The following is a 22828-nucleotide window of genomic DNA, read 5'->3' as shown; positions in this document are numbered from 1 at the left end:
GCGTGACCGATCCCCGCACGGCCGAGGTCGACGACACCGACCACCGCCTCCTGGCGCTGTTGCGCGAGGACGGGCGGCGCACGTTCTCCGACATGGCGCCGCGGCTCGGGCTCTCGGTCGCCGCGGTGAAGCGACGGGTCGACCGGCTGCGTGAGATCGGCGTCATCACCGGGTTCACGGTGCAGGTCGACGCGTCTCGGCTGGGCTGGGGCGTCGAGGCCTTCACCGAGGTCCGGTACGCGGGCAGCACGCCGGTCGACGACATCGTCTCGACGGCGACGACCGTCCCGGAGGTGCAGGCGGTCTACACGATCGCGGGCGACCCGGACGCGCTGGTGCAGGTCCGCGCCCGCGACCTCGCCGACCTGCAGCGTGTCATCGACCGGCTGCGCCGCGCCGGGACCATCACCGGCACGAAGACGTTGATGGTGCTGGGGCGCTGGACGCGGGCATGATGCCGTCCGTGCCGCCCTCCACGTGGATCACCGAACTGACGCCGTTGTCGTTCCTGCAGCGCTCGGCGGGCGTCTATCCCGACAAGACGGCGATCGTCCACGGCTCGTCGCGCTGGACCTACGCCGAGTTCGCCCGCGACGCGCAGCGCCTGGCGCGGGGGCTGCGGGCCTCCGGCGTGCAGCCCGGCGACCGGGTGGCGTGCCTGCTGCCGAACGTCCCGGCGATGCTGCACGCGCACTTCGGGGTGCCGCTCGCGGGCGCGATCCTCGTCGCGATCAACACCCGGCTCTCCGCCGAGGAGGTCCGCTACATCCTCGACCATTCCGGCGCGACGGTGCTGGTGGTCGACTCGACGCTGCTCGGCGCGGTCGACCCGGTCCGGGGGTCGCTCCAGACGGTGCGCGAGATCGTCGTGCACACCGACCCGGAGGGTCCCGACGACGGGCCCGACGGTTATGCCGAGCTGCTCGCGCGCGGCGACGAGGGCGACGACCTGCCGTGGGCGGTCGACGACGAGCGCGGCACGATCACGATCAACTACACGTCCGGCACCACCGGCAAGCCCAAGGGCGTGCAGTACCACCACCGCGGGGCGTACCTGAACTCCTTCGGCGAGATCGTGCACAGCTACCACGACCCGTCCAGCGTCTACCTCTGGACGCTGCCGATGTTCCACTGCAACGGCTGGTGCACGCCGTGGGCGCTCACCGCGATCGGCGGCACGCACGTCTGCCTGCGCGAGGTCCGCGGCGACGTGATCTGGCGGCTCATCGGCGAGCACCGGGTCACCCATCTCAACGGCGCCCCGACCGTCGTCACGACGATCATGAACGCGGCCGAGGCGGAGAAGCTCGAGTACCCGCTGGTCGTGACGACGGCGGGTGCCCCGCCGAGCCCGACGACGATCCTGGAGATGGAGCGACTCGGGTTCCGCGTGGTGCACGTGTACGGGCTGACCGAGGTCTACGGGCCCTACACGGTGTGCCAGTGGCAGGACGACTGGGCGGGACTGGAGGAGACCGAGCGCGCCAGGCTGCAGGCCCGCCAGGGCGTCGCGATGGTGCAGGCGGACCCGGTGCGCGTCGTGGAGACCCTGCCCGAGGACGTCACCGACTGGGCGTCGGTGCAGCTCGTCGACGTGCCGGCCGACGGCGTGACGATGGGCGAGATCGTCATGCACGGCAACAACGTGATGAGCGGTTACTACCGCGACGACGAGGCGACCGCGAAGGCGTTCGCCGGCGGCTGGTACCACTCCGGCGACCTCGGGGTGATGCACCCCGACGGCTACGTCGAGCTCCGCGACCGCGCCAAGGACATCATCATCTCCGGCGGCGAGAACATCTCGACGGTCGAGGTGGAGCAGGCCGTGCTCTCGCACCCGGCCGTCCTCGAGGCGGCCGTCGTCGGGGTCTCCGACGAGCGGTGGGGCGAGCGGCCCAAGGCGTTCATCACGCTGCGACAGGGTCGGTCGGTCGAGCCCGACGAGGTCATCGAGCACGTCAAGACGCAGATCGCGCGCTACAAGGCCCCGCGGGACGTCGAGGTCGTGGACGAGCTGCCGAAGACGTCGACGGGCAAGATCCAGAAGTATGTGCTGCGCGCAGCAGGTGAGCAGTAGTTGTCGCTATAGCCACACTTTCTGCACACCTGGCGCAGCCACATCACGGAACGGTAACGTCGTCGGCCACTGCGCCGATAGGACGAACGATGAGCCTTCCGACTGACCCGTTCGCCGCGCCCTCGACCGGGCCGCAGGCCGTCGTGCTGCGGCGCGCCGACGAGGGTGACCTGGCCGCGTGGGATCCCGACGCGCAGGAGGCGCGGAGCCGTCGTCCGGCGGTCGTCGCCGCCGGCGCCGCGGGGGTGCTCGTGGTCGGGGCGTCGGTCGTCGGGGTCGCGCTGGGCTCCGGGTCGCCGGCACCCCTGCCGTCCTCGCTCGCGCCCGCCGCCGGGGCGGCCGCCACGCTGACCCCACCCGCCGTCGGGAACCCGATCGTGCCGGCCGAGGTGACCCCGCCCGCCGTCACCACCCGGGAGCGGCCGGTCGCCGAGACCACGCGGAGCGCGGCTCCGACCCGCGAGCGCGCCGCGCGGCCCCGCATCGTCACCGGGCGTCAGCTCGCCGCGATCATCGAGGCGCGGATCGAGCAGCGGATCGAACGGGCCCAGCAGCGGGCGCACGGCCACCGCCACGGGGCGCGTCACCGGTGACGTGACGCATGGGTCGACCCGCCGCGGGGAACGCTCCCGCGACCGGGCACCATGCAGTCGAGACACCGGGAGCGAGCACCGTGAGCGAGCAGTACCTCGACCAGGCCGAGGCGATCGTGGACAACGACACGAGCGCTCTCGACTCCGAGCCGTCCCTCGTCCTGGACGAGGACCGGATCGGGGCCGACCCGCTCGAGGACGGGATGGACACCGCCGAGGACTACAGCCGGGACGTCAAGCTCGGCGGGAACGACACGGCGGACGACCGCGACACGATCGCCTACCGCCTCCCGCAGGAGGAGCCCGACGTCGTCGAGGAGCTGGAGGAGCCCCCGGGTCGCCCGATCGCGGCGACCCCGGCGATGGACCTCGACGAGTCCGTCGACGACCCGGAGAACGCCGTCGACGGCGTGGGCGACCTCGGCACCACCGCGGCCCCCGTCGCCGATCCGCTCGACCCCGACGGCGCGGTGGAAGCCCAGCTCGAGGGCGAGATCCAGGTGTCCGCGGGCGCCGACGAGGAGACCGGGCTGCCGGCCGACGACGCGACCGGCGAGGCGGCCGCCGTCGGGAACGAGTGGCCGACCGAGGGCGCGGAGCAGCAGGCGCTGCACGTCGACCAGGAGAGCTGAGACCACTGGAGCTGCCCCCCGCCCTGCGCGACCGCCGCCTCCTCACCGGGGCGGCGGCGGTGGTGCTGGTGCTCGTGGTGTTCGCCGCCGGGGCACTGGTCGGCGGGTGGCGGCCGTTCTCGTCGCAGCCGGACGTCTACACGTTCGGCCCGGACGGCGACCTCCCGGCGTTCACGCTCTTCGACGGGCAGTGCGCCAACGGCCGGGTCGGCGCCGGGGCGAGCTACACCGACGCGTCCAACGCGCCCTGCGGCGACCCGCACGACGTCGAGGTGGTCGGGACGGCCACGCCGCTGAACTCCAGCCGCGAGGTCTCCTACCCCGGAGCCGCGGCGCTCGCGGAGTTCGGGCGGTCGTTCTGCGCGCTGGTGGTCGCATCGGGCCAGGTGGCGCCGTCCTCCGGCGGGGTGGACAAGTCCGCCCTGCAGGTGACGGCGGTGGTCCCCGGGCAGGCGGTGTTCGACGAGCCCAACGGCACGGCCTCCGGCTCGTCGGGCGGCCGTCTGGTCTCCTGCCTGGTGAGCCGGACGGACGGGGAGAAGCTGACCGACCGCTTCTCGGTGATCTGATCGTTCCGCTGTGTGAGGTTCCCGTTGCCTCGTGTGGGTGTGACGCGGACCATGACCTGCCATGGCCGATGCTGCAGCAGCCCAGCTGAACGATCCCGTCGCCCGACGGCGCATCAAACGCCGTGCCGTCGTCGCCAGCACCGTCGGCACCACGATCGAGTGGTACGACTTCTTCCTCTACAACACGGCCGCCGCGCTGGTGTTCGGACCGTTGTTCTTCAACAACTCCGAGTCCGGCGGCGTCCTGCTCGCGTTCTCCACCCAGTTCGTCGGGTTCGCCGCCCGCCCCCTCGGCGCGGCGATCTTCGGGCACTACGGCGACCGGATCGGTCGCAAGTACTCCCTCGTCGCGACGCTGCTGATCATGGGCGGAGCGACCGTGATCATCGGGCTCCTGCCCACCTACGACACCATCGGGGTGTGGGCCCCGATCCTGCTCACCCTGCTGCGGATCCTGCAGGGCATCGGGGTCGGCGGTGAGTGGGGCGGCTCCGTGCTCATGGCGATGGAGTGGGGCCACCGACGTCAACGCGGGCTGATGGCGGCATGGCCGCAGGCCGGCGTGCCGATCGGGCTCGCGACCGGCACCGCGGTCGTCTACTTCTTCGCCGGACCCGGCTTCCTCGACGGCGGGTGGCGCTGGCCGTTCATCGCCTCGATCGTGCTCATCGGGATCGGCCTGGTCGTGCGCCTGACGGTGCTCGAGTCGCCCGCGTTCGCGGCGGTGCGCTCGCGCGGCGCGGTGGCGAAGCTGCCGCTGGTCGAGACCTTCCGCCACCAGTGGCGCGACGTGCTCAAGGCGCTGTTCGTCCGCACCGCCGAGCAGGCGCCGTTCTACCTGTTCACCTCGTTCGTGCTGGTCTACGGCACGCAGCAGCTGGAGCTCGAGCGCGCGGACCTGCTGCTCTACCTCATCGTCGCGGCGCTGATCGGCATCGTCAGCGTGCCGTTCTTCGGGTGGCTGTCCGACGTGCTCGGCCGCCGGCTGGTGTACGGCGTCGGGGTGGTCCTGACGGGGTTGTACGCGTTCCCGTACTTCTGGTTGCTCGACACCCGGGTCGGCGGGCTCGTGGTCCTCGGGATGATCCTCGGGCTGGTCTTCCACGACATGATGTACGGCCCGCAGGCGGCGCTGATCTCGGAGTCGTTCGGTACCGGGGTGCGCTACACCGGCGCCGGGCTGGGCTATCAGCTCGCGTCGATCACCGCCGGCGGCCCGGCCCCGCTGATCGCGACGGCGGTCCTGGCCGCGACCGGCAGCACCTTCTGGATCTCGATCTACATCATCGGCTGCGCGGTGGTGTCGCTGATCGCCCTGGCGACCATGCACCCGCGACCGCCGGACGAGTACGACGAGCACTCCGAGGACGGCGCCGCGGTACCCGTGGTGGAGGGGGAGTCCGCCAAGGCCTGACGTGGGATCCTGGGGCCGATGCCGATCGCCCCCCTCAGCCCGGACGCCCTGCTCGACCGGCTCACCGAGTCGGTGCACGCCCTGCCCCTTCCCGACGGCGGGTCGGTGCGGGTGCTGCTCGACGGCGCGGCCGCCGCCCGGCCCGACCGCTGGGCGGACGGGCTGGTGGACCGGCTGCAACGGCTGTCGCGGCCGGTGCTGCGGGTCTCGGCGTGGGACTTCCTCAAGCCGGCGTCGGTGCGCCTCGAACGCGGGCGCACCGACCCGGACGCCTTCTACGACGACTGGCTCGACGCCGGGACCCTCGTGCGCGAGGTCCTGGCGCCGGCCGCCGTCGGGAAGCCGGTGCTGCCGACGTTCTGGGACGTCGCGACGGACCGGGCCACGCGGGCGGCGCGCGTCGAGCTGCCGCCCGGGGGCGTGCTGCTCGTCGACGGTCCGCTGCTGCTCGGGCGCGGCCTGCCGGCGGAGCTGGAGGTGCACGTGGCCCTATCCGCGGGGGCGTTGCGCCGGCAGACCCCGGACGACGAGGCGTGGACGATCCCGGCCTACGAGCGCTACGTCGAGGAGGTCGACCCCGAGTCGCTGGCGGAGATCGTCGTCCTCGCCGACCACCCGGACCGCCCGGCGCTGAAGGCGTCAGCCACCTAGGGCCGCCGGATCTCCAGGTCCACGTACTTCGTCTGCAGCGCCCGCATGCGCATCGTCTCGAGCAGCGCGGCGTTCAGTTCGGTGGTCGGGGCGTCGAGGGTGCCGGCCATCGACCGCGGCCACAGTGCCGGGATGACCATGGTCGGGGCGTCGGCGAACTCGTCGGCCTCGCGCGCGGCGACCCCGTCGGCGTGGTCGGCCTCCATCCGGTCGAGGCTCTGCGGTCGGAGGGCCCCGAGGAGGGCGTTGCGCATCGCCGGCGGGATCGCCCCGGTGAGCACCGCCCCGCCGAGGTACGCGATCCCGCCCAGGGCGAGCGGCACGATCAGGGGCAGCGAGTACGTCAGCTCGATCGCCCCGAGCGCCAGCGCCGCGGCGGGCAGCAGGCGGGCGACGTAGCCGATCGGGATCGCGTGCACGCCCCAGCGCCGCAGTCGCCACTGCGAGGCGGCGACGCCGATCGTCTCGGTGACGATCAGCATGATCGCGCAGGCCACGGCCCCGAGGTGCGGGACCAGGATGATGTTCCCGACGATGTTGATGATCAGGTTGATCGTCGACATGGTCGTCAGGTAGCGGCCCTCGTCGGCGGCGATGAGGCCGTCGGAGACGATCGCCGACAGGAACGTCATCGCGACCGCGACGAAGAACAGGGCCAGCACCGGACCCGTCGTCGGGACGAAGTCCTCGTTGCCGACCAACGCGACGATGCGGTCCGACAGCGCCCATCCCAGGGCGGCCACGGGCAGGCCGATGAGGATGAGGAACCGGTAGCCGCGGTCGATGGCCTCGGCGAACCTCGCGCGGTTCTCCGCGAACGCCTCGTTGACCGTGGACAGCACGGACCGCTCGAAGACCTTCGAGATCTGCGACAGCGTGAACGCGATCCGCAGCGCCAGGTAGTAGGCGCCGATCTCGCCCGGCCCGCCGAGTGCGGTCAGGACGAGGCCGTCGGCCCGCCAGTAGGCGACGCCGATGATGCTGATGATCGTGATCGGGAGGGCCTCGCGGAGCAGGCTCATCGACCCGCTGAACGACGGCTTCCACGAGATGCGGATCAGCCGCGAGGCGCCCCACCACTGGATGCCCAGGCGCAGGCACTGCGGGAGGATCTGCACCACGCACATCGCGAGCAGGCCCAGGTCGAAGTGCTGGATGCCCAGGGCCGCGCCGAGCGTGATCACGTACGAGAGGAACTCCGCGGACGCCGCCGACGAGTAACGGACGCGCACGTCGAAGACCGGCTCGAAGGTGTTCGACACGGTGGTCGCGGCCAGGCCGGCGGCGATGATCGCGGTGGCCGCCTGGGCGGTGGGGTCGCCCCAGTAGATGAACACCCCGGCGCCCGCGACCGCGGCCGCCAGCGGGAGGGCGTAGATCGTCGAGAACCCGATGTTCATCGCGACCAGGGACTCGAGGTCCTCGCCGCGCCCGGCGACGCGGCGGACGACGATCGTCCCGATCCCGAGCTCGGTCAGGGCCTCGAACGCACCGGCGAACACGACCGCCGCGGCGAGGACGTCGTAGCCGCCCTGGCCCAGGTAGTTCGTGACGACGGACAGGGTGATGATCGAGAGGGGTAGCCCGGAGAACTTGGCCGCGACCTGGAACACCACGCCGCGGGCGACCGCCGTCGAGCGCATGCCCACGAGGAGCACGCTACCGACGCGTCCGATCGGGTCCCGGCGTCGGGGCCCTCCTCAGGAGATCGAGCAGCCCGGGTTGAGCAGTCCCTGCGGGTCGAGCGCGGCGCGGATCCGGCGCATCACCGCGAGCGCTCCGGGGTCGCCGAGCTCGGCCAGCGCGGCCGCCTTCGCCCGACCGACCCCGTGCTCCCCGGACACGGCACCGCCGAGCGCGACACCCGCCGCCAGCACGTCGTGGAGCGTGGCGTGCAGGGCGTCGGGGTCGGGCTGGAACACCGCGAGGTGCGCGTTCCCGTCGCCGATGTGCCCGCAGCCCAGGACGGTCGACCCGTGCCGGGCCCCGGTCGCGCGGGCCGTCGTCAGGAAGTCCGCCATCGCGGAGCGCGGCACCACGACGTCGACGATCTCGTCGGCGCCGCGGGCCTTGATCGTCCAGAACGTCTGCTCGCGGGCCTCGACCAGGCGGCGGGCCGAGCCCTCGGGCAGGACGTAGACGTCGGGCGCGCCGGCTGCGGTCAGGAGCTCGCCGAGCTCGGCGAGGTCCTCCTCGACGCGGTCGTCGCGGCGTCCGACGAGCTCGACGACGAGGTAGGCGTCGGCGTGCGCGCGGACCTCGTCCGGGATGCCGAGCGAGAGGTCCGCCGCGGCGCAGATCGCGTCCATCGTCGGGTCGTCGAGGTACTCGCAGAGTGCGGGCGCCAGGCCGCTGCCGACGACGCGGGCGACGGCGGTGGTCGTGGCGGCGAGGTCGGCGAACGGGGCCAGGACGGTGCGGCGGACCGGCTGGTGGGGCTGCAGGCGCACCGTGACCTCGGTGATCAGCGCCAGCGTGCCCTCGGAGCCGGTGAGCAGCTGGACGAGGTCGTAGCCGCTGGAGACCTTGGCGAGGCGCCCGCCCGCGCGGACGACGGTGCCGTCGGCGAGCACGGCCTCGAGCCCGACGACGTGCGCGCGGGTCACGCCGTACCGCACCGCGTGCATCCCGCCGGCGTTGGTCGCGACGGTGCCGCCGAGCGACGCGCCCTGCTCGCCGGGCCGCACCGGGTAGGTCAGGCCGTGCGCGCGGGCGGCGGCGTCGAGCTGCTCCAGGGTGACGCCGGGTCCGACGACCGCGACGTGGTCGGTGTCGTCGACCTGCACGTCGGTGAGCCGGTCGAAGCAGACCACCACCGCGCCGTCGGGCGCGTTGGCGCCCCCGGACAGGCCGGTCCCGGAGCCCCGGGCGACCAGGGGTGTCCCCGTGGCGCGGGCGGCGTCGACGATCGCCACGACGTCCGCGGTGCTGCCGGGGCGCACGACGAACGCCGGGGTGCCGTGGCCGACGGCGAGCGCCTCGTCGTGGGCGAGGTCGCGGGCGGTGTCGGTGGTGCCGTCGAGGACGTTCGCGGCGCCGAGTGCGGCGGTCAGCGTGTCACCGAGGTCGCTCATGGAACCGCCCTCCCGGGTGTCAGCAGTGCGGCCATGCTGACACCGGACGTCACAAGAGGCGCATTCTCGGTGCGTGCACGCCGCCGACCTCGCCCTGCGGGACCTCTGGATCCACCTCGACGCGCCGGCACCACCGCCCGCACCGGAGTGGGCCGGCCCGTCCACCGGCCTCGCGTGCCCACTGCCGGTCGAGGCGCTCGCACTCGGCGCGGTGGCGTGTGCGGCGGGAGCGGCCGGGGACCGGGCTCCCCGGATCGACCTCGCCCGCGTCGGCAGCTCGTTCCGGGCCGACCAGCTGCTCCGCGTCGACGGCGTCGCCCCGGGCGGGTTCGCCCCGCTGTCCGGATTCTGGCGCGCCGCCGACGGCTGGGTGCGCACCCACGCGAACTACCCGCACCACCGCGACCGGCTGCTGGACGCTCTCGACGTTCCCGACGACCAGGTGGCCGACGCGATCGCGGCACGTCCCGCGCTCGAGGTGGAGGAGCTCGTCGTCGGGAACGGGGGGATCGCGGTGGCCGTGCGCGACCGGGACGCGTGGTCGTCGTCCGCGCCGGGACGAGACGTGGCGGGCGAGCCGCTGGTGGCGATCCGGCGCACCGAGCGGCCCACGGTCGTCGTCGACCGGCCCCCGCGGGTCCTCGACCTCACGCGCGTCATCGCCGGTCCGGTCGCCACCCGCACGCTCGCGCTGACCGGTGCCGACGTGCTGCGCGTCGACCCGCCGACGATGCCCGAGCTCCCGACCCAGCACCTCGACACGGGCCTCGGCAAGCGCACGACGGTCCTCGACGGCTCCGACCCACGGCTGCGCGCGCTGGCCGACACCGCCGACGTCGTCGTCACCGGGTACCGGCCGGGCGCCCTCGACCGCTTCGGTCTCGCCCCGGAGGAGCTGCTCGCGCGCCGTCCGGGGCTCGTTGTCGTGCGCCTCGACGCGTGGGGGTGGACCGGACCGTGGGCGGGTCGCCGCGGGTTCGACTCGATCGTCCAGGCCGCGTCGGGCATCGCGGTCGCCTGTGGCTCCGACGAGCGCCCGGGCGCCCTGCCGGCCCAGGCGCTCGACCACGCGACCGGCTATCTCGTCGCGGCGACCGCGCTGCTCGGGCTGGCGGAGCGGTCCACGCGCGGCGGGTCGGTCCGCGAGCTGTCGCTGGCCCGCACCGCCGAGTGGCTGTGGGCGCACCCGGAGCTGGTCACGACGGCGGGTGCGGTCGAGCCGGTCCGCCAGTCCCTGGGCCGCGTCGAGGTGCCGCCGCCGGTGTTCGGCGGGACCTGGGCGGCTCCGGCGCACGAGCTGGGCGCGGATGCTCCGTACTGGGCCCGAATGTGACGTCTGGTGTCAGCATGGCCGCAGTGCTGACGTCCCGGAGGGCGCCCGCTACCGGCGCGCCGCCTTCTTCTCCGCCCGCACGATGTTCATGACCGCCTGGATCAGCCCGAGGTGCGTGAACGCCTGCGGGAAGTTGCCCAGGTGCCGCCCGGAGTGCGGGTCGATCTCCTCGGCGTAGAGGTGCAGTGACGACGCCGAGCCGAGCAGCTTCTCGCACAGCGCGGTCGCCCGCTCCACCTCGCCGATCACCGCGAGCGCCGACACGAGGGCGAACGAACAGATGGTGAACGTCCCCTCCTCCCCCGAGAGCCCGTCGTCGGTCGACTCGACGAGGTAGCGCAGCACGAGATCGTCCTCGGTGAGCTCGTCGGCGATCGCGAGCACCGTGGCGCGGCAGCGCGGGTCGTCGGGGGAGAGGAAACCGACGATCGGCATGAGGAGCAGGGACGCGTCCAGGGCCGTCGTCGCGTAGTGCTGGCAGAGCACGCCGCGGTCGTCGACGGCGTGCTCCAGGACGTCGTCGCGGATCTCGGTCGCCGCCCGCGCCCACCGGTCCTCGCGCTTCGCGTCCCCGCGCAGCGCCGCGAGCCGCGCGCCGCGGTCGGCCGCGAGCCAGCACGCGATCTTCGAGGTGGTGAAGTGCTGCGGCTCGCCGCGCACCTCCCACGGGCCGCGGTCGGGCCCCCGCCAGTGCTCCAGCGCCGCCTCGACCTGCGTGACGACGATCGACCACAGCCGGTCGTCGAGCCGGTCCCGGCTGCGCACGTACTGGTAGATCGCGCCGACCGCGGCACCCCACACGTCGTGCTGCGCCTGGTCGTAGGCACCGTTCCCGATCCGGACCGGGTAGGCGCCCTCGTAGCCGTCGAGGTGGCCGAGGACCTCCTCGTCGAGCGTCGCGCGCCCGTCGACCCCGTACATGATCTGCAGGTGTCCGCCCGCCGCCTCCGCGGCCTCGGCGACGAAGTAGAAGAAGTCGTTGGCCTCCCAGTCGAAGCCCAGCGCGTAGAGCGCCCACAGCGCGAGCGCCGAGTCGCGGATCCAGCTGTACCGGTAGTCCCAGTTCCGTTCCCCGCCCGGCGTCTCGGGCAGCGACGTCGTCGACGCGGCCGCGATGGCGCCGGTCGGGGCGAACGTCAGGCCCTTGAGCGTCAGGGCGGAGCGCTGCAGGTAGGGGAGCCAGCGGTGGTCGGGGAAGTCACCACGGTCGAGCCAGTGCCGCCAGTGGTGCTCGGTCCAGGTGAGCCGGTCGAGGGCCTCGTCCACGGACGCGGGCGGCGCGTGCTCGCTCCACGACAGCGCGAAGAACCGCCATTCACCTTCCTTGACCAGCGTCCGCGACGTCGCGTGCGCGCCCTCGAACCCGACGTTGGTGTCCGTGGTCAGCAGCAGCTCCGACCCGCCGCCCTCCGCGCGGGCCGCGCGGTACCCGCCGTCGGGATAGGACCACTGCGCCGGCGCCCGGCCGTAGTCGAACACCGGCGCGCACTCCATGCGCAGCTGCACCTGGCCCGAGAGGCACCGGGCGATCCGCAGCAGGACGTGGTCGGCGTCGTAGTCGGTGGGCGCGCGCCGGTGCGATCCGGACCGCTCCGTCTCGTGGTGCCACGGCCCCATGAGCAGGACGTCGAGCACCTGCAGCCAGCCCGACCGGGTGCACCACGTCGTCTCGAGCACCATCGTCCCCGGCACGTACCGCCGGGCGGCGGGGACGTCCGCCCCGTCCGGGGAGACACGGAAGGTCCCGGCGTCGCGGTCGAGCACCGCGCCGAAGACGCTCGGCGAGTCCATCCGCGGCAGGCACAGCCACTCGACGGCGCCGTTCGGCGCGACCAGGGCCGTCGTCTCGCAGTCGGAGAGGAACCCGTAGTCGGCGATCGGCGGGAACGGGCTCCCGGTGGACTCGTCGCTCATGCGCCGGATGGTGCCCGACGGTGGTCGGCTCGTCGCGCCGCGTCACCGATTACGGTCATGCGACATGGTCGTCCGCAACGCCCCCGTGATCTCCCAGCAGGCTCACGACGACGTCGAGCCGGTGCGGGTCGAGGTCGTCGGCGTCGCGGACATGACCCCGCGGATGCGCCGCGTGCGCCTGGCCGGCGACGTGGACGCGCTTCCCGTCTCCGGCCCGACCGACCACGCCAAGCTCTTCTTCCCGACGTCGGGTGCGGAGCCCGACCGCCCGGAGATCGGCCCGCGGGGCCTCGTCGCCCCGCCGCCCGGCCGTCCGCGCGCCTACCGGGAGTACACGCTGCGCTCGGTCGCCGACGGTGTGGTCGAGGTCGACTTCGTGCGCCACGGCCACGGGCTCGCCGGCTCCTGGGTGGAGGACCCGTCGGAGGCGCTGTGGTTGTGGGGACCGCGGTCGTCGCTGGTGCACGACCCCCGCGACTGGTACCTCCTCGGCGGCGACGAGACGGCACTGCCCGCCCTGGGGCGGTGGCTGCGGGCTCTTCCCGACGACGCCGTGGGCACGGTGTTCGTCGAGGTCGCGGACGCGGGCGAGGAGCAGCCGCTGCCGGGGCCGGCCGGCGTCGAGGTGACGTGGCTGCACCGCGACGGCGCCGAGCCCGGGACGACCTCACTGCTGGGCGACGCCGTCGACGGGTGGTCGCGGCCGGAGGGGGAGGGCCTGGTGTGGATGGGGGCCGAGGCGTCGGCGCTGCGTCCGGTCCGCCGTCGTCTCCGGGACCTGCTGCCCACCGAGTGGATCGACCTCGACGGCTACTGGCGCCGCGGGGTGGAGGGGACGGGCCTCGGCTGAGCGCCGGGCGTTGCGCGGCGCACACGGCTGGGCCGGCGGGCCTACCGGGAGGGCCGCGTTGCGCGACGCACACGGTCGGAGTGGCGGGCCTGCCGGGAGGGCCGCGTTGCGCGACGCACACGCCGTGGCAGTGGGCGGCCGACGGCGAGTGCGACGTGAGGCAGCTTCTGCAGGCGGCGAACCTGCGTCATGTCGCACTCGCCGCGCGGCTGCCGGGATCCGGCCGCCGCCGTGTGCGGGACGCAACGCGCCGGCGGCGGACGAGGCCGGCCGTGTGCGGGACGCAACGCGCGGGCGGCGGACGAGGTCGGCCGTGTGCGGGACGCAACGCGCCGGCGGCGGGAGGCGGACCACGCGAGCCGTGTGCGGGACGCAACGCGCCGGCGGCGGAGACGGAACCACGCGAGCCGTGTGCGGGACGCAACGCGGCTCCAGGGGCGGACGACCTGCGCCGGCCGTGTGCGGGCCGCAACGCCGGGCCGGCGAACGTGATCCGAGGTCAGTGGCACGGCGCAGCCTCGGGTGGGCACGGTGCCACTGACGTGACCCGCCGTCAGGAGTCCAGGACCTCGCGCAGCCGGACGGCGAACGCCTTGGCCTGGCCCGGCCACGGGCCGTCCTCCGCCCCGAAGCCACCGTGGCCGCCGGGGAAGACGACGACGTCCTGGCCGAGCCGCTCCGCGAGGGCGCGCGTGGTGCGTCCGGTGAAGGCGTCGCCGGTCTCCTCGCCGACCGCGAGGAGCACGCGGGTGGCGGCCGCCTGCAGCGCGGCGGCGTCCGGCCGGTACCGCACGATCGCGAGCGAACGGTCGCTGAGCAGCGGGTCGTCGCGGGAGCCGTCGTCCTCGGTCGGCATCCCGAACATGGCCGGGTCGGGCGCGGGCTGGGCGAAGTAGTCCTCGGTGTACTCGCCGGACCAGGACGTGTAGGCGATGAACGCGGCCATCCCGGCGCCCCAGCCACGGTCGGCGTAGGCCTTCCGGAAGCCGTCGTACCCCCGTGCGGCCGCCTCGGCGTCGGGCAGCTCGCCGAGCAGGGGCGGCTCGTGGGCGACGAGGGTGGCGATGTCGTCGGGGTACGCCGCCACCCATGCGAGCGCCGTGATCGCCCCGCCGCTGGAGGCGAGCACGTCCACCGGGATGTCACCGAGCGACGTCACCAGCGCGTGCAGGTCCTCCGCCTGGACCTCCGGCACGCTCGTGTCCACCCCGTCGGAGCGCACCGAGCGTCCGAGCCCGCGCGGGTCGTACAGCACGACGCGCCGCTCCGGGAGCTGCTCGGCCAGGGCGTGGAAACCCTCGGCCGTCATGGGCTGGCCGATCATCACCAGGGGTCGGCCCTCGGAGGGGCCGAGGACGTCGTAGACGAGGTCGACGTCGGGCAGCGACAGCGTGTGGGTGGTCACATGGGTGCGATATCAGGACTTGTCGGTAGATCGGAACAACCAGATCAGCCCGAGGATCGGCAGGATCAGCGGGAAGAAGCCGTAGCCGATGCCGAAGTCGGTCCAGACCGTGTCGTCCGCGAAGTCCTGCGGCGCGAGCAGCGTGAACAGCCCGATCGCGATCACGCCGACCAGCTCGATCCACACCGCGACCAGCGCGAGCCGTCGTCGTCGCATCCCGATCGCCACCGCGGCCACGACGTAGACCACCGCGGAGAACGCGGAGAGCAGGTACGCGAGCGGCGCGACCGAGAACTGCGTCGCCAGCTGGTAGACCGATCGCGCCCCGGCCGAGATCGCGAATAGGACGTACACCGCCAGCAGCACCTTCCCGGGGCCACTGTTCAACCGCCGCTCAGGAGACACCGGTCGCCTCCCACACCTGGGTCGTGCGCAGCACCAGCACCGCGGCGGTGAACCCCGCGATCGCCAGCACCACCGAGCCGTACCGGGTGCGCTCGCCGTAGGCCAGGGCGGCGCCGATCGGCAGCACCACGATCAGTGCGATCAGGTACCCGACGATCTCCGCGACCGCCCCGCCCGACCGCCCCGGCGACACGACCAGCAGCACCACCGCGATCAGCGCCTGGGCCAGGGCGACCACTTCGAGCACGACGAGCCCGACCCGGTGGTGGTAGGTCGGGGCCTGGTTCACCGCGGCCGACACCGCGCACCACGCCGCCCACCCCAGGGCGGCCAGGCCGAGCACCCAGGCGAGCACGACGATCACGGTCCCCAGTATGTCCGCCGCGACCGCCGGGCACTCTCCCGCCCATGGCCCGCCGTGATCTCGCCCAGACCTTCCGCGACCTCGACGGTCAGAGCTACGGACGGTACAAGTCGCTGGTCGGGTCGTGGGACCTGCGGCACGGGTCCCTCGAGATCGTCCGCGCCCAGGCCGACCCGTTCGCCCCGCCGTCGCGGGTCCGCGTCACGCTCCCCGACGCCGCGCCCGAGGAGCTGACCCGCACCCCCGACCGGCGCCGCGCCCATGCCACCTTCCTGCTGCGCCGCCTGCGCCGGGAACTGCGCGGCACCCCGCTGCAGGTCGACGCGGGCGGCCAGCAGGTGCTCGCCCGCACGGCCGGGCAGGTGCGCGACGACGGCACCGTCGTGATCGAGCTCGGCGCGCCGCTGCCCGGGCCGAAGCGGCGCATCCTCGGGCGGGAGGCCGCGACGCTGCTCGGGGAGACGCTGCCGGCCGCCGTCGCCACGCTGCGCTGGGAGGAGCTTCCCGACGACGAGCGTGCTGCGGCCACGCGGTTCGCCGAGACCGTGGAGGACGCGGTCGCCCTGCGCGAGGCCCTCGCCGAGCGCCGGCTCGTCGCCTTCGTCGCCGACGGTGCGGTGCTCCCGCGCCGCACCGGCGTCGACGACCGTCCCCTGGAGCACGCGACGCCGTTCGCCGCGCCGGAGAGTCTGCGGGTGACCCTGGAGACGCCCAACGCCGGACCCGTCGTCGGGATGGGGGTGCCGGAGGGCGTAACGCTGATCGTCGGCGGGGGCTACCACGGCAAGTCCACGCTGCTCCGCGCGATCGAGGCGGGCGTGCACGACCACGGCCCGGGCGACGGCCGCGAGCAGGTCGTGGCGCGGGCCGACGCGGTGAAGGTGCGTGCCGAGGACGGCCGCAGCGTGGTGCGCAGCGACGTCTCCGCCTTCGTCTCGCACCTCCCGTCGGGCGAACCGACCGACGACTTCTCGACGACGAACGCCTCCGGCTCGACCAGCCAGGCGGCATCCATGGTGGAGGCGATCGAGGCCGGCGCGGGTGTCCTGATGGTCGACGAGGACACGTCCGCGACCAACATGATGATCCGCGACGCCCGGATGCAGCAGCTCATCGCGACCGAGCCCCTCGTGCCCTTCGTGGAGCGCATCCGGCCGCTGCACGCGGAGCGCGGGGTGTCGTCGGTGCTGGTCATGGGCGGGTCCGGGGACTACCTCGGGGTCGCCGACACGGTGATCATGATGTCGTCCTACGCAGCGAGCGAGGTCACGGAGCAGGCGCACGAGATCGCCGCGTCCACCCCCGGGCGGACCCAGGAGCACTCCGGCTTCCCCGCTGTCACCGCCCGCGTGGTCGACCCCGCCTCGCTCGACCCCAGCGGGAAGCAGGGGAAGCGCCGGATCACCGCGCGTGGCATCGACACGCTGACCTTCGGCGAGGACGACGTCGACCTCGCCGCGGTGGAACAGGTCGTCGACCGGTCGCAGGTCACGGGCATCGGGCGGGCGATGGCGCTGCTCGGGGACCACGTCCTCGACGGCTCGATCACGCTGGCCGAGGGCCTGGACCTGCTCGACGCGCAGGTCGCCCGGGACGGCGTCGACGCCCTGCGCGACGGGCCGCGGGACCCGGCGGATCTCGCCCTGCCCCGTCGTCACGAGGTGGCCGCGGCGGTGAACCGGCTGCGGTCGGTGCGGGTGCGGTCGCTGCGGCGGTGACCTCGTTCCGGGACCGAACGAGCGGCACTCTCGCGCGCCTAGAAGGAGCGAGAGTGCCGTTCGCTCACGAAGGCGGGAACACTCCGTGTTCGGATAGTGCGGCCGAACGAGTGACAACCGACCGGTAGGGCGCAATCGTGTGGAACGCTCCGCGACGATCGACGACACGGAGGGGGCGAATCGTGACCACGCTGCCGATCGAGCGGACCGACGACGAGCTGCGGTGGGAGTTCTACCGCGCCGCCCTCGCGGCCTGGGCCGACGCCGCAGGTCGGGCACCGGTCCCGGCTCCCCGCGAGTCGCCGGAGTACGCGCTGCGCCGCGTGCCCCGGTAGCGGGTCAGCCGGCGCGCAGCGGGCGCTCGATCGGGCGCACGGGAGCGTTCCCGACGGCCGGTGCGGTCGGCTGCCCGGCTCCCGCCGCCCCGAGCGCCCGGCGGATTCGAGCGGCCACCGCCGTGAGCAGCGCCGGCAGCTCGCCCGGCCCCGACCCGTCGTCGTGGACGACGAGACTCAGCGCCGCGACGACGTCGCCGGTCCGGTCCGCGACCGGCACCGCGACGGCCATGGCGTCGTCGGTGATCTGCCCCCGCAGCACCGCGACGCCGTCCCGGCGGACCTGCGCCAGGCACGTCCGCAGGAGCGCGGGGTCGGTCCGGGTGCGGGCGGTGTAGCGGGCCAGGGGCCGCGCGAGGACCTCGTCGACGTCGGCCGGGTCCGCGTGGGCGAGCAGCACGACGCCCGTCCCGGTGGCGTGCAGGGGCCACCGGTCGCCGACCCGGCTCGAGACCTGCGCGGTGTGCCGGGAGCGGAGCGCCTCGACGTAGACCACCTCGTGGCCGTCGCGGACGCCGAGGTGGACGTTGCCGCCGGTCGCGCGGTGCAGGTCGTCGAGGTGCGGGAACGCCACCTCGCGGAGGCCGAGCCCGCGCGGGGCCAGCGCGGAGAGCTCCAGCATCCGCAGGCCGACCGAGAGGCGCCCGTCCGGGCCCCGCTCGAGCGCGCCCCACGCGAGCAGCTCGCCCACGAGGCGGTGGGTGGTAGACAACGACAGCTCGCCGCGCCGCGCGATCTCGGAGAGCGACAGGGTGCGGTGGCCGGGGCCGAAGGCGCCCAGCACGTCCAGGACACGACTCGCTGCGGTACGTCGGGTCATCCGGCCGATTGTGGCTGCCGGGAGAGCTGGATCACAAGGTTCCCTGATGGTGGGGTAGGGCCATGGACCCCGACGCCCTCGACGCCATCGACGTCCACGTGCACGTGGAGGCCGACGCGCACGGCCACTGCTCGCTCGACACGGAACTGCTCGACGCGTCCGCCGGGTACTTCAAGGCCGGCGAGAACCGGACGCCGACCGTCGAGGACGTCGCCGCGTACTACCGCGAGCGGAACACCGCGGCCGTCGTCTTCACGGTCGACGCCACCAGCGCGACCGGGCACCCGGCGCTGTCCAGCGAGGAGATCGCCGACCGGGCCGCCGCGCACGCCGACGTGCTGATCCCGTTCGGGTCGGTGGACCCGCACGGGGGCGTGGCGTCGGTCCGGCGGATCCGCTCGCTGGTCGCCGACCACGGCGTGCGCGGCTTCAAGTTCCACCCCAGCCTGCAGGGCTTCGAACCGCACGACCGCCGCTACTACCCGCTCTACGAGGCGATCACCGAGCTCGGCGTGCCGGTCGTCTTCCACACCGGCCAGACCGGGATCGGCGCGGGCCTGCCGGGCGGGCGCGGGATCAAGCTGCGCTACTCCGACCCGATGCTGCTCGACGACGTCGCGGCCGACTTCGGCGAGCTGACGATCGTCATGGCGCACCCGAGCGTCCCCTGGCAGTACGCCGCCATCTCGATCGCGACGCACAAGGCCAACGTGTTCATCGACCTCTCCGGCTGGTCCCCGCGGTACTTCCCGCCGCAGCTCGTGCGCGCCGCCGGGCGCTGGCTCGCCGACAAGGTCCTGTTCGGCTCCGACTACCCGGTGCTCACCCCGGACCGCTGGCGCCGCGACTTCGCGACCCTGGACCTCCCCGACGAGGTCCGTCCGCGCATCCTCAAGGACAACGCCCGCCGGCTGCTGGGGATCTGACTTCCGCCTGACGGTGACCCGCTTGTCCGGTTCGCCCGGGCCCGCCAGCGTGGGGAGCCGTGATCGGCGTCGACGCACCCGTGCTCGACGTCGACCCGTTCGCGCTCGACGTCCTCGCCGACCCGCTCCCGGCCGACACCGCGATCCGCGAGGCGGCGCCGGTGGTGTTCCTGCCCGCGCACGGGCTCTACGCGACCGGCCGGCACGCCCTCGTCTCCGCCGCCTTCCGGGACGCCGCGACCTTCTCCTCCGCTGCGGGCACCGGGCTCGCCGACATCCGCCGGGGCGAGGGGTGGCGGCCGCCCAGCGTCCTGCTCGACACCGACCCGCCCGAGCACGACGCCGCCCGCCGGGTGATGAACCGGGTCCTGTCCCCGCGGGCGCTCGCCGAACTCGAGGAGCGCTTCGCGGTGGTGGCCGCGGACCTCGTCGACGAGGCCTGCGAGCAGGGAGAACTCGACGCGGCCGGGATCGCCGAGCGGTTCCCGCTCACGGTGCTGCCCGACGCCGTCGGGATGGCGTCGGAGGGCCGCGACCACCTGCTGCCCTACGCGGCGCTGAACTTCGAGTCGATGGGCCCGCCGGGCGTGCTGCGTGACGCCGCCGAGCGGGGCGCGGCCGTCGGGGCGGGGGAGTGGTCGACCGCGCGCGAGTACGTGACCTGGCAGATGCGCCGCGAGGCCCTAAGCGACGACGGGATCGGCGCGGCCATCTACGCCTTCGCCGACCGCGGCGACGTCACCGAGGCCGACGCGGGGTTGCTCGTGCGCTCGTTCCTGTCCGCCGGCATCGACACGACCGTGCTCGCCCTCGCGTCGGTGGTCCACGAGCTCGCACGCCGCCCGGAGGTCTGGGCGCTGCTGCGCGACGACCCCTCGCGCGTCCGGGCGGTGTTCGACGAGGGCATGCGGCTGCACACGCCCAGCCCGGTCATCGGCCGCACGACGACGCGGCCGGTCGAGCTGGACGGCGTCACGGTGCCCGCCGACGCCCGCGTGCTCCTCTGCCTCGGCGCCGCCAACCGCGATCCCCGCCGCTTCGCCGACCCCGACGCCTTCGACCCGTTCCGGACGGCCGGTGCGGTCACCTTCGGCGCCGGGGTCCACAACTGCGTCGGCCAGGCGATCGCCCGCCTCGAGGCGCAGGCGCTGCTCGGTGAGCTCGCGCGGCGCGTCGAGCGGATCGAGCCGGCCGGGGAGTCCGTGCCCCGCCTCTCCAACTGGCTGCGCGGCTTCTCCTCCGTGCCCGTCCGACTCGTCCCGTCGTCGAAGGAGGCGCCGTGAACCCGCAGACCCGCACCGGCCCGACGTCGGGAACGAGTCCCCGGAAGGTCGCGCTCGCGAGCCTCGTCGGCACCAGCATCGAGTGGTACGACTTCTACATCTACGGGCTCGCGGCCGTGACCGTGTTCGCACCGCAGTTCTTCCCCGGCTCCTCGGCGCTCGCCGGCAGCCTCGCCGCGTTCGGGACCTTCGCGGTCGGGTTCATCGCCCGGCCGATCGGCGGCGTGCTGTTCGGCCACCTCGGCGACCGTGTCGGGCGCCGGAACACGCTGGTGATCACGCTGGTGACGATGGGGGTCGCGACCTTCCTCATCGGCCTGCTGCCCTCGTACGCGACGATCGGCGTGGCCGCTCCGGTGCTGCTCGTGGTGCTGCGGCTGGTGCAGGGCTTCGCGGTCGGCGGCGAGTGGGGCGGCGCTGTGCTGCTGTCCACCGAGCACGCGCCGGGCGGGCGACGCAGCTTCTACGGCAGCTTCCCGCAGCTCGGCGTGCCGATCGGCCTGATCGCCTCGAACGCGGTCTTCCTGGTCCTGACGGCGGGTCTGTCCCCGGAGGCGTTCTCGTCCTGGGGCTGGCGGGTGCCGTTCCTGGCCTCGGCGCTGCTCGTGATCGTGGGGCTGTGGGTGCGCCTGCAGGTCGCCGAGAGCGAGGAGTTCTCCGCGGTGCGCTCGCGGGGCGACTCGATGGTGCTGCCGATCGCCGGCGTGCTGCGCCACCACCTGCCGCAGGTGCTGTGCGGGATCGCGCTGTTCACCGGGATCACCGGCGTCGGCTACATGGCCGCGACGTTCTCCATCCAGTACGGCGCGAGCGCCTACGGGATGCCGCGGACCGGGCTGATCGCGGTGGTGCTCGTGGTCGCCGTGCTGGAGGTGCCGATCATCCTGTGGTTCTCGTCGGCGGCGGACCGGTGGGGGCTCTCGCGCACGATCCTCGGCGGCGCGGTCGCGACCGCCGTCGTCATGGCCGTGTTCCTGCCCCTGCTCGCCTCGGCCTCGCTGGTCCTCATCGCGATCGCCGTCGCGGGCGCCCGCTGGGCGTCGGCGCCGATGTGGGGACCGTCCGGGGCGCTGGCCGCCCAGGCCTACCCGGCCGAGGTCCGGTACAGCGGCGCGTCGGTCGGCTACCAGCTCGGCTCCATCACCGGCGGTGCCCTGGCCCCGATCCTGACGACGCTGCTGCTCGCCTCGCCGCTCGGGATGGCCGGGGCGTCCGCGTACCTCGTCGTGATCGTGGTGCTGTCCGGCGTCGGCGCGGTGCTGGCCGCCCGCCTGATTCAGAAGCGGGAGATCTCGTCCTCGGTGTAGCCGAGCTCGCGCAGCACCTCGGCGGTGTGCTGGCCGAACGTCGGCGGCGGGGACTGCGGCGCCGGGGGCGTCGCCGCCTCACCGGAGGCGTGCACGGGGAACCCGGTTCCGACGTACGTCCCGACCCCGGGGTGGTCCATCGTCACGTGGTGGCCGCGCTCGGACGACCACGGGTCGCCGTACAGGTCGTCGAGGGTGTTGATCGGGCCGCACGGGACGCCCGCGGACTCGAACGCGTCCGCCCAGTGCGCCACCGGCTGCTGCGTCATGACGCCCTCGACGATCGCCATCAGCTCCTCCCGCCGCCCCGCCCGCTCGGCGCTGGTGGCGAAGCGCGGGTCGTCGGCGAGGTCGTCGCGGCCGAGCACGGCGCAGAAGCGCTTCCACAGCCGCTCGCTGCCGACGGCGACGACGAGCGTCCCGTCCGCGCACGCCATCGGCTGGTAGGGGACGACGGTCGGGTGCGCGGCGCCGAGCCGGCGCGCCCGCGGGGCGTCGTGGAACACGTTCTGCGCGGCCCAGGTGTGCCACACCGTCTGCGCGTCGAGCAGCGAGACGTCGAGGTACTGGCCGCGGCCGGTGGTGTGCCGCGCCTGCAGCGCCATGAGGACCCCGATGATCGCCCACGTGCCGGCGTTCAGGTCCGCGACCGGCAGCCCGATCTTCGTCGGCGGGCCGTCCGGGTCGCCCGTGAGGCTCATGATCCCGCCCATCGCCTGCGCGAGGACGTCGTAGCCGGGCTTGTCGCGGTACGGCCCGGTCTGCCCGAAGCCCGAGATCGCGACGTGGATGAGGCGCTCGTTCCGCGCGCTGAGCGTGGCCCAGTCCAGGCCCCACCGCTCCAGCGTGCCCGGTCGGAAGTTCTCGACGAGGACGTCGGCCCGGTCGGCGAGCCGGCGCGCCGCCTCCTGGCCGTGCTCCGTCGTCAGGTCCAGCACCATGCCGCGCTTGTTGCGGTTCGTCGACAGGTAGTAGAGGGACTCGCTCCCGAAGAAGGGCGGGCCCCACCCGCGGGTGTCGTCGCCGTTCGGCGGCTCGACCTTGACCACCTCGGCGCCCATCTCGCCGAGCCACTGCGTCGCGAAGGGCCCGGCGAGCACCCTCGAGAGGTCCAGGACACGGATGCCTTCCAGGGGGAGCACGGTCACCGACCCTATG

The 22828-nt window shown here is 73.8% G+C and carries 22 protein-coding genes; 14 read left to right on the top strand and 8 right to left on the bottom strand.

Features of this window, described 5'->3' with window-relative positions:
* Nucleotides 1-2 precede the first annotated feature (2 nt).
* The 7 genes from QRT03_RS14280 (at nt 3) to QRT03_RS14250 (ending at nt 5936) form a co-directional block, all read left to right on the top strand.
* Nucleotides 3-455 (top strand): Lrp/AsnC family transcriptional regulator, encoded by a 453-nt coding sequence (locus QRT03_RS14280; RefSeq protein ID WP_286053538.1) that lies wholly within the window; start codon nt 3-5, stop codon nt 453-455.
* A gap of 8 nt (nt 456-463) precedes the next feature.
* On the top strand, nt 464-2077 hold the full coding sequence (locus tag QRT03_RS14275; protein WP_286053536.1) for an acyl--CoA ligase family protein: 1614 nt from the start codon (nt 464-466) through the stop codon (nt 2075-2077).
* Between the two features lie 89 nt (nt 2078-2166).
* On the top strand, nt 2167-2670 hold the full coding sequence (locus QRT03_RS14270; RefSeq protein WP_286053535.1) for a hypothetical protein: 504 nt from the start codon (nt 2167-2169) through the stop codon (nt 2668-2670).
* An 80-nt stretch (nt 2671-2750) separates the two neighbouring features.
* Nucleotides 2751-3302: a hypothetical protein gene (locus QRT03_RS14265; RefSeq protein WP_286053534.1), complete on the top strand. Its 552-nt coding sequence runs from the start codon at nt 2751-2753 to the stop codon at nt 3300-3302.
* A gap of 59 nt (nt 3303-3361) precedes the next feature.
* Complete coding sequence (locus QRT03_RS14260) at nt 3362-3871, top strand: hypothetical protein (RefSeq protein ID WP_286053533.1); 510 nt, start codon at nt 3362-3364, stop codon at nt 3869-3871.
* A gap of 61 nt (nt 3872-3932) precedes the next feature.
* Nucleotides 3933-5285, top strand: coding sequence for an MFS transporter (locus tag QRT03_RS14255; protein ID WP_286053532.1), 1353 nt, complete (start codon nt 3933-3935; stop codon nt 5283-5285).
* An 18-nt stretch (nt 5286-5303) separates the two neighbouring features.
* Nucleotides 5304-5936, top strand: coding sequence for a nucleoside/nucleotide kinase family protein (locus QRT03_RS14250; protein ID WP_286053531.1), 633 nt, complete (start codon nt 5304-5306; stop codon nt 5934-5936).
* Here the strand turns inward: QRT03_RS14250 and QRT03_RS14245 are convergent.
* Nucleotides 5933-7579 carry an oligosaccharide flippase family protein gene (locus QRT03_RS14245; RefSeq protein WP_286054366.1) on the bottom strand — a complete coding sequence of 549 codons (1647 nt, stop codon included), beginning with the start codon at nt 7577-7579 and terminating at the stop codon, nt 5933-5935. The genes QRT03_RS14250 and QRT03_RS14245 overlap by 4 nt on opposite strands.
* Before the next feature lie 57 nt (nt 7580-7636).
* A complete protein-coding gene (locus QRT03_RS14240; RefSeq protein ID WP_286053530.1) occupies nt 7637-9010 on the bottom strand; it encodes an FAD-binding oxidoreductase in 1374 nt (457 codons plus the stop codon).
* A gap of 73 nt (nt 9011-9083) precedes the next feature.
* Here QRT03_RS14240 and QRT03_RS14235 point away from each other — a divergent pair, with 73 nt between their 5' ends.
* Nucleotides 9084-10343 carry a CoA transferase gene (locus tag QRT03_RS14235; RefSeq protein ID WP_286053529.1) on the top strand — a complete coding sequence of 420 codons (1260 nt, stop codon included), beginning with the start codon at nt 9084-9086 and terminating at the stop codon, nt 10341-10343.
* Nucleotides 10344-10391: 48 nt separating this feature from the next.
* Here QRT03_RS14235 and QRT03_RS14230 read toward each other — a convergent pair whose 3' ends face one another.
* A complete protein-coding gene (locus QRT03_RS14230) occupies nt 10392-12257 on the bottom strand; it encodes a glycoside hydrolase family 15 protein (protein WP_286053528.1) in 1866 nt (621 codons plus the stop codon).
* Nucleotides 12258-12321: 64 nt separating this feature from the next.
* Between QRT03_RS14230 and QRT03_RS14225 the strand changes: the two genes are divergently transcribed.
* Nucleotides 12322-13107: a siderophore-interacting protein gene (locus QRT03_RS14225; RefSeq protein ID WP_286053527.1), complete on the top strand. Its 786-nt coding sequence runs from the start codon at nt 12322-12324 to the stop codon at nt 13105-13107.
* 553 nt (nt 13108-13660) lie between these two features.
* On the opposite strand, the gene QRT03_RS14220 is transcribed toward QRT03_RS14225, so the two are convergent.
* From QRT03_RS14220 to QRT03_RS14210, 3 genes are read right to left on the bottom strand one after another with little or no spacing between them, the layout of a single operon-like run.
* The gene (locus QRT03_RS14220) at nt 13661-14512 is read right to left on the bottom strand and encodes an alpha/beta fold hydrolase (protein WP_286053525.1); all 852 of its coding nucleotides are present in this window, start codon (nt 14510-14512) and stop codon (nt 13661-13663) included.
* Nucleotides 14513-14524: 12 nt separating this feature from the next.
* Nucleotides 14525-14866 carry a hypothetical protein gene (locus QRT03_RS14215; protein ID WP_286053523.1) on the bottom strand — a complete coding sequence of 114 codons (342 nt, stop codon included), beginning with the start codon at nt 14864-14866 and terminating at the stop codon, nt 14525-14527.
* A gap of 40 nt (nt 14867-14906) precedes the next feature.
* Nucleotides 14907-15281 (bottom strand): hypothetical protein, encoded by a 375-nt coding sequence (locus tag QRT03_RS14210; protein ID WP_286053522.1) that lies wholly within the window; start codon nt 15279-15281, stop codon nt 14907-14909.
* 44 nt (nt 15282-15325) lie between these two features.
* On the opposite strand from QRT03_RS14210, the gene QRT03_RS14205 reads away from it, so the two are divergent.
* Together QRT03_RS14205 and QRT03_RS14200 are read left to right on the top strand one after the other, a co-directional pair.
* Nucleotides 15326-16999, top strand: a complete 1674-nt coding sequence (locus QRT03_RS14205) for an ABC-ATPase domain-containing protein (RefSeq protein ID WP_286053521.1) — start codon at nt 15326-15328, stop codon at nt 16997-16999.
* A gap of 182 nt (nt 17000-17181) precedes the next feature.
* Nucleotides 17182-17334, top strand: coding sequence for a hypothetical protein (locus QRT03_RS14200; protein WP_286053520.1), 153 nt, complete (start codon nt 17182-17184; stop codon nt 17332-17334).
* A gap of 4 nt (nt 17335-17338) precedes the next feature.
* On the opposite strand, the gene QRT03_RS14195 is transcribed toward QRT03_RS14200, so the two are convergent.
* Nucleotides 17339-18154 carry an IclR family transcriptional regulator gene (locus QRT03_RS14195; RefSeq protein ID WP_286053519.1) on the bottom strand — a complete coding sequence of 272 codons (816 nt, stop codon included), beginning with the start codon at nt 18152-18154 and terminating at the stop codon, nt 17339-17341.
* A 62-nt stretch (nt 18155-18216) separates the two neighbouring features.
* On the opposite strand from QRT03_RS14195, the gene QRT03_RS14190 reads away from it, so the two are divergent.
* The 3 genes from QRT03_RS14190 to QRT03_RS14180 are packed head-to-tail and all read left to right on the top strand — an operon-like array spanning nt 18217 to nt 21670.
* Nucleotides 18217-19080 carry an amidohydrolase family protein gene (locus QRT03_RS14190; protein WP_286053518.1) on the top strand — a complete coding sequence of 288 codons (864 nt, stop codon included), beginning with the start codon at nt 18217-18219 and terminating at the stop codon, nt 19078-19080.
* 59 nt (nt 19081-19139) lie between these two features.
* The gene (locus QRT03_RS14185; RefSeq protein WP_286053517.1) at nt 19140-20363 is read left to right on the top strand and encodes a cytochrome P450; all 1224 of its coding nucleotides are present in this window, start codon (nt 19140-19142) and stop codon (nt 20361-20363) included.
* Nucleotides 20360-21670, top strand: coding sequence for an MFS transporter (locus tag QRT03_RS14180; RefSeq protein ID WP_286053516.1), 1311 nt, complete (start codon nt 20360-20362; stop codon nt 21668-21670). Before QRT03_RS14185 ends, QRT03_RS14180 begins: the two co-directional genes overlap by 4 nt.
* Here the strand turns inward: QRT03_RS14180 and QRT03_RS14175 are convergent.
* On the bottom strand, nt 21640-22818 hold the full coding sequence (locus QRT03_RS14175) for a CaiB/BaiF CoA transferase family protein (RefSeq protein WP_286053515.1): 1179 nt from the start codon (nt 22816-22818) through the stop codon (nt 21640-21642). The two genes, QRT03_RS14180 and QRT03_RS14175, sit on opposite strands and share 31 nt — an antisense overlap.
* Between the last annotated feature and the right edge of the window lie 10 nt (nt 22819-22828).

It is taken from the genome of Actinomycetospora termitidis, from assembly GCF_030286555.1.
In the GTDB taxonomy this organism is placed as follows: Bacteria; Actinomycetota; Actinomycetes; order Mycobacteriales; family Pseudonocardiaceae; genus Actinomycetospora; species Actinomycetospora termitidis.
The sequence above is the reverse complement of the archived record's forward strand: the minus strand, read 5'-3'. Positions and strand labels throughout refer to the sequence as shown.

What these genes read in the sequence shown, in the direction of transcription:
- QRT03_RS14270 (WP_286053535.1), top strand. Translation starts at nt 2,167, where the DNA reads ATGAGCCTTCCGACTGACCCGTTCGCCGCGCCCTCGACCGGGCCGCAG.
- QRT03_RS14255 (WP_286053532.1), top strand. Translation starts at nt 3,933, where the DNA reads ATGGCCGATGCTGCAGCAGCCCAGCTGAACGATCCCGTCGCCCGACGG.
- QRT03_RS14250 (WP_286053531.1), top strand. Translation starts at nt 5,304, where the DNA reads ATGCCGATCGCCCCCCTCAGCCCGGACGCCCTGCTCGACCGGCTCACC.
- QRT03_RS14245 (WP_286054366.1), bottom strand. Translation starts at nt 7,579, where the DNA reads ATGCGCTCGACGGCGGTCGCCCGCGGCGTGGTGTTCCAGGTCGCGGCC.
- QRT03_RS14240 (WP_286053530.1), bottom strand. Translation starts at nt 9,010, where the DNA reads ATGAGCGACCTCGGTGACACGCTGACCGCCGCACTCGGCGCCGCGAAC.
- QRT03_RS14230 (WP_286053528.1), bottom strand. Translation starts at nt 12,257, where the DNA reads ATGAGCGACGAGTCCACCGGGAGCCCGTTCCCGCCGATCGCCGACTAC.
- QRT03_RS14225 (WP_286053527.1), top strand. Translation starts at nt 12,322, where the DNA reads ATGGTCGTCCGCAACGCCCCCGTGATCTCCCAGCAGGCTCACGACGAC.
- QRT03_RS14205 (WP_286053521.1), top strand. Translation starts at nt 15,326, where the DNA reads ATGGCCCGCCGTGATCTCGCCCAGACCTTCCGCGACCTCGACGGTCAG.
- QRT03_RS14195 (WP_286053519.1), bottom strand. Translation starts at nt 18,154, where the DNA reads ATGACCCGACGTACCGCAGCGAGTCGTGTCCTGGACGTGCTGGGCGCC.
- QRT03_RS14190 (WP_286053518.1), top strand. Translation starts at nt 18,217, where the DNA reads ATGGACCCCGACGCCCTCGACGCCATCGACGTCCACGTGCACGTGGAG.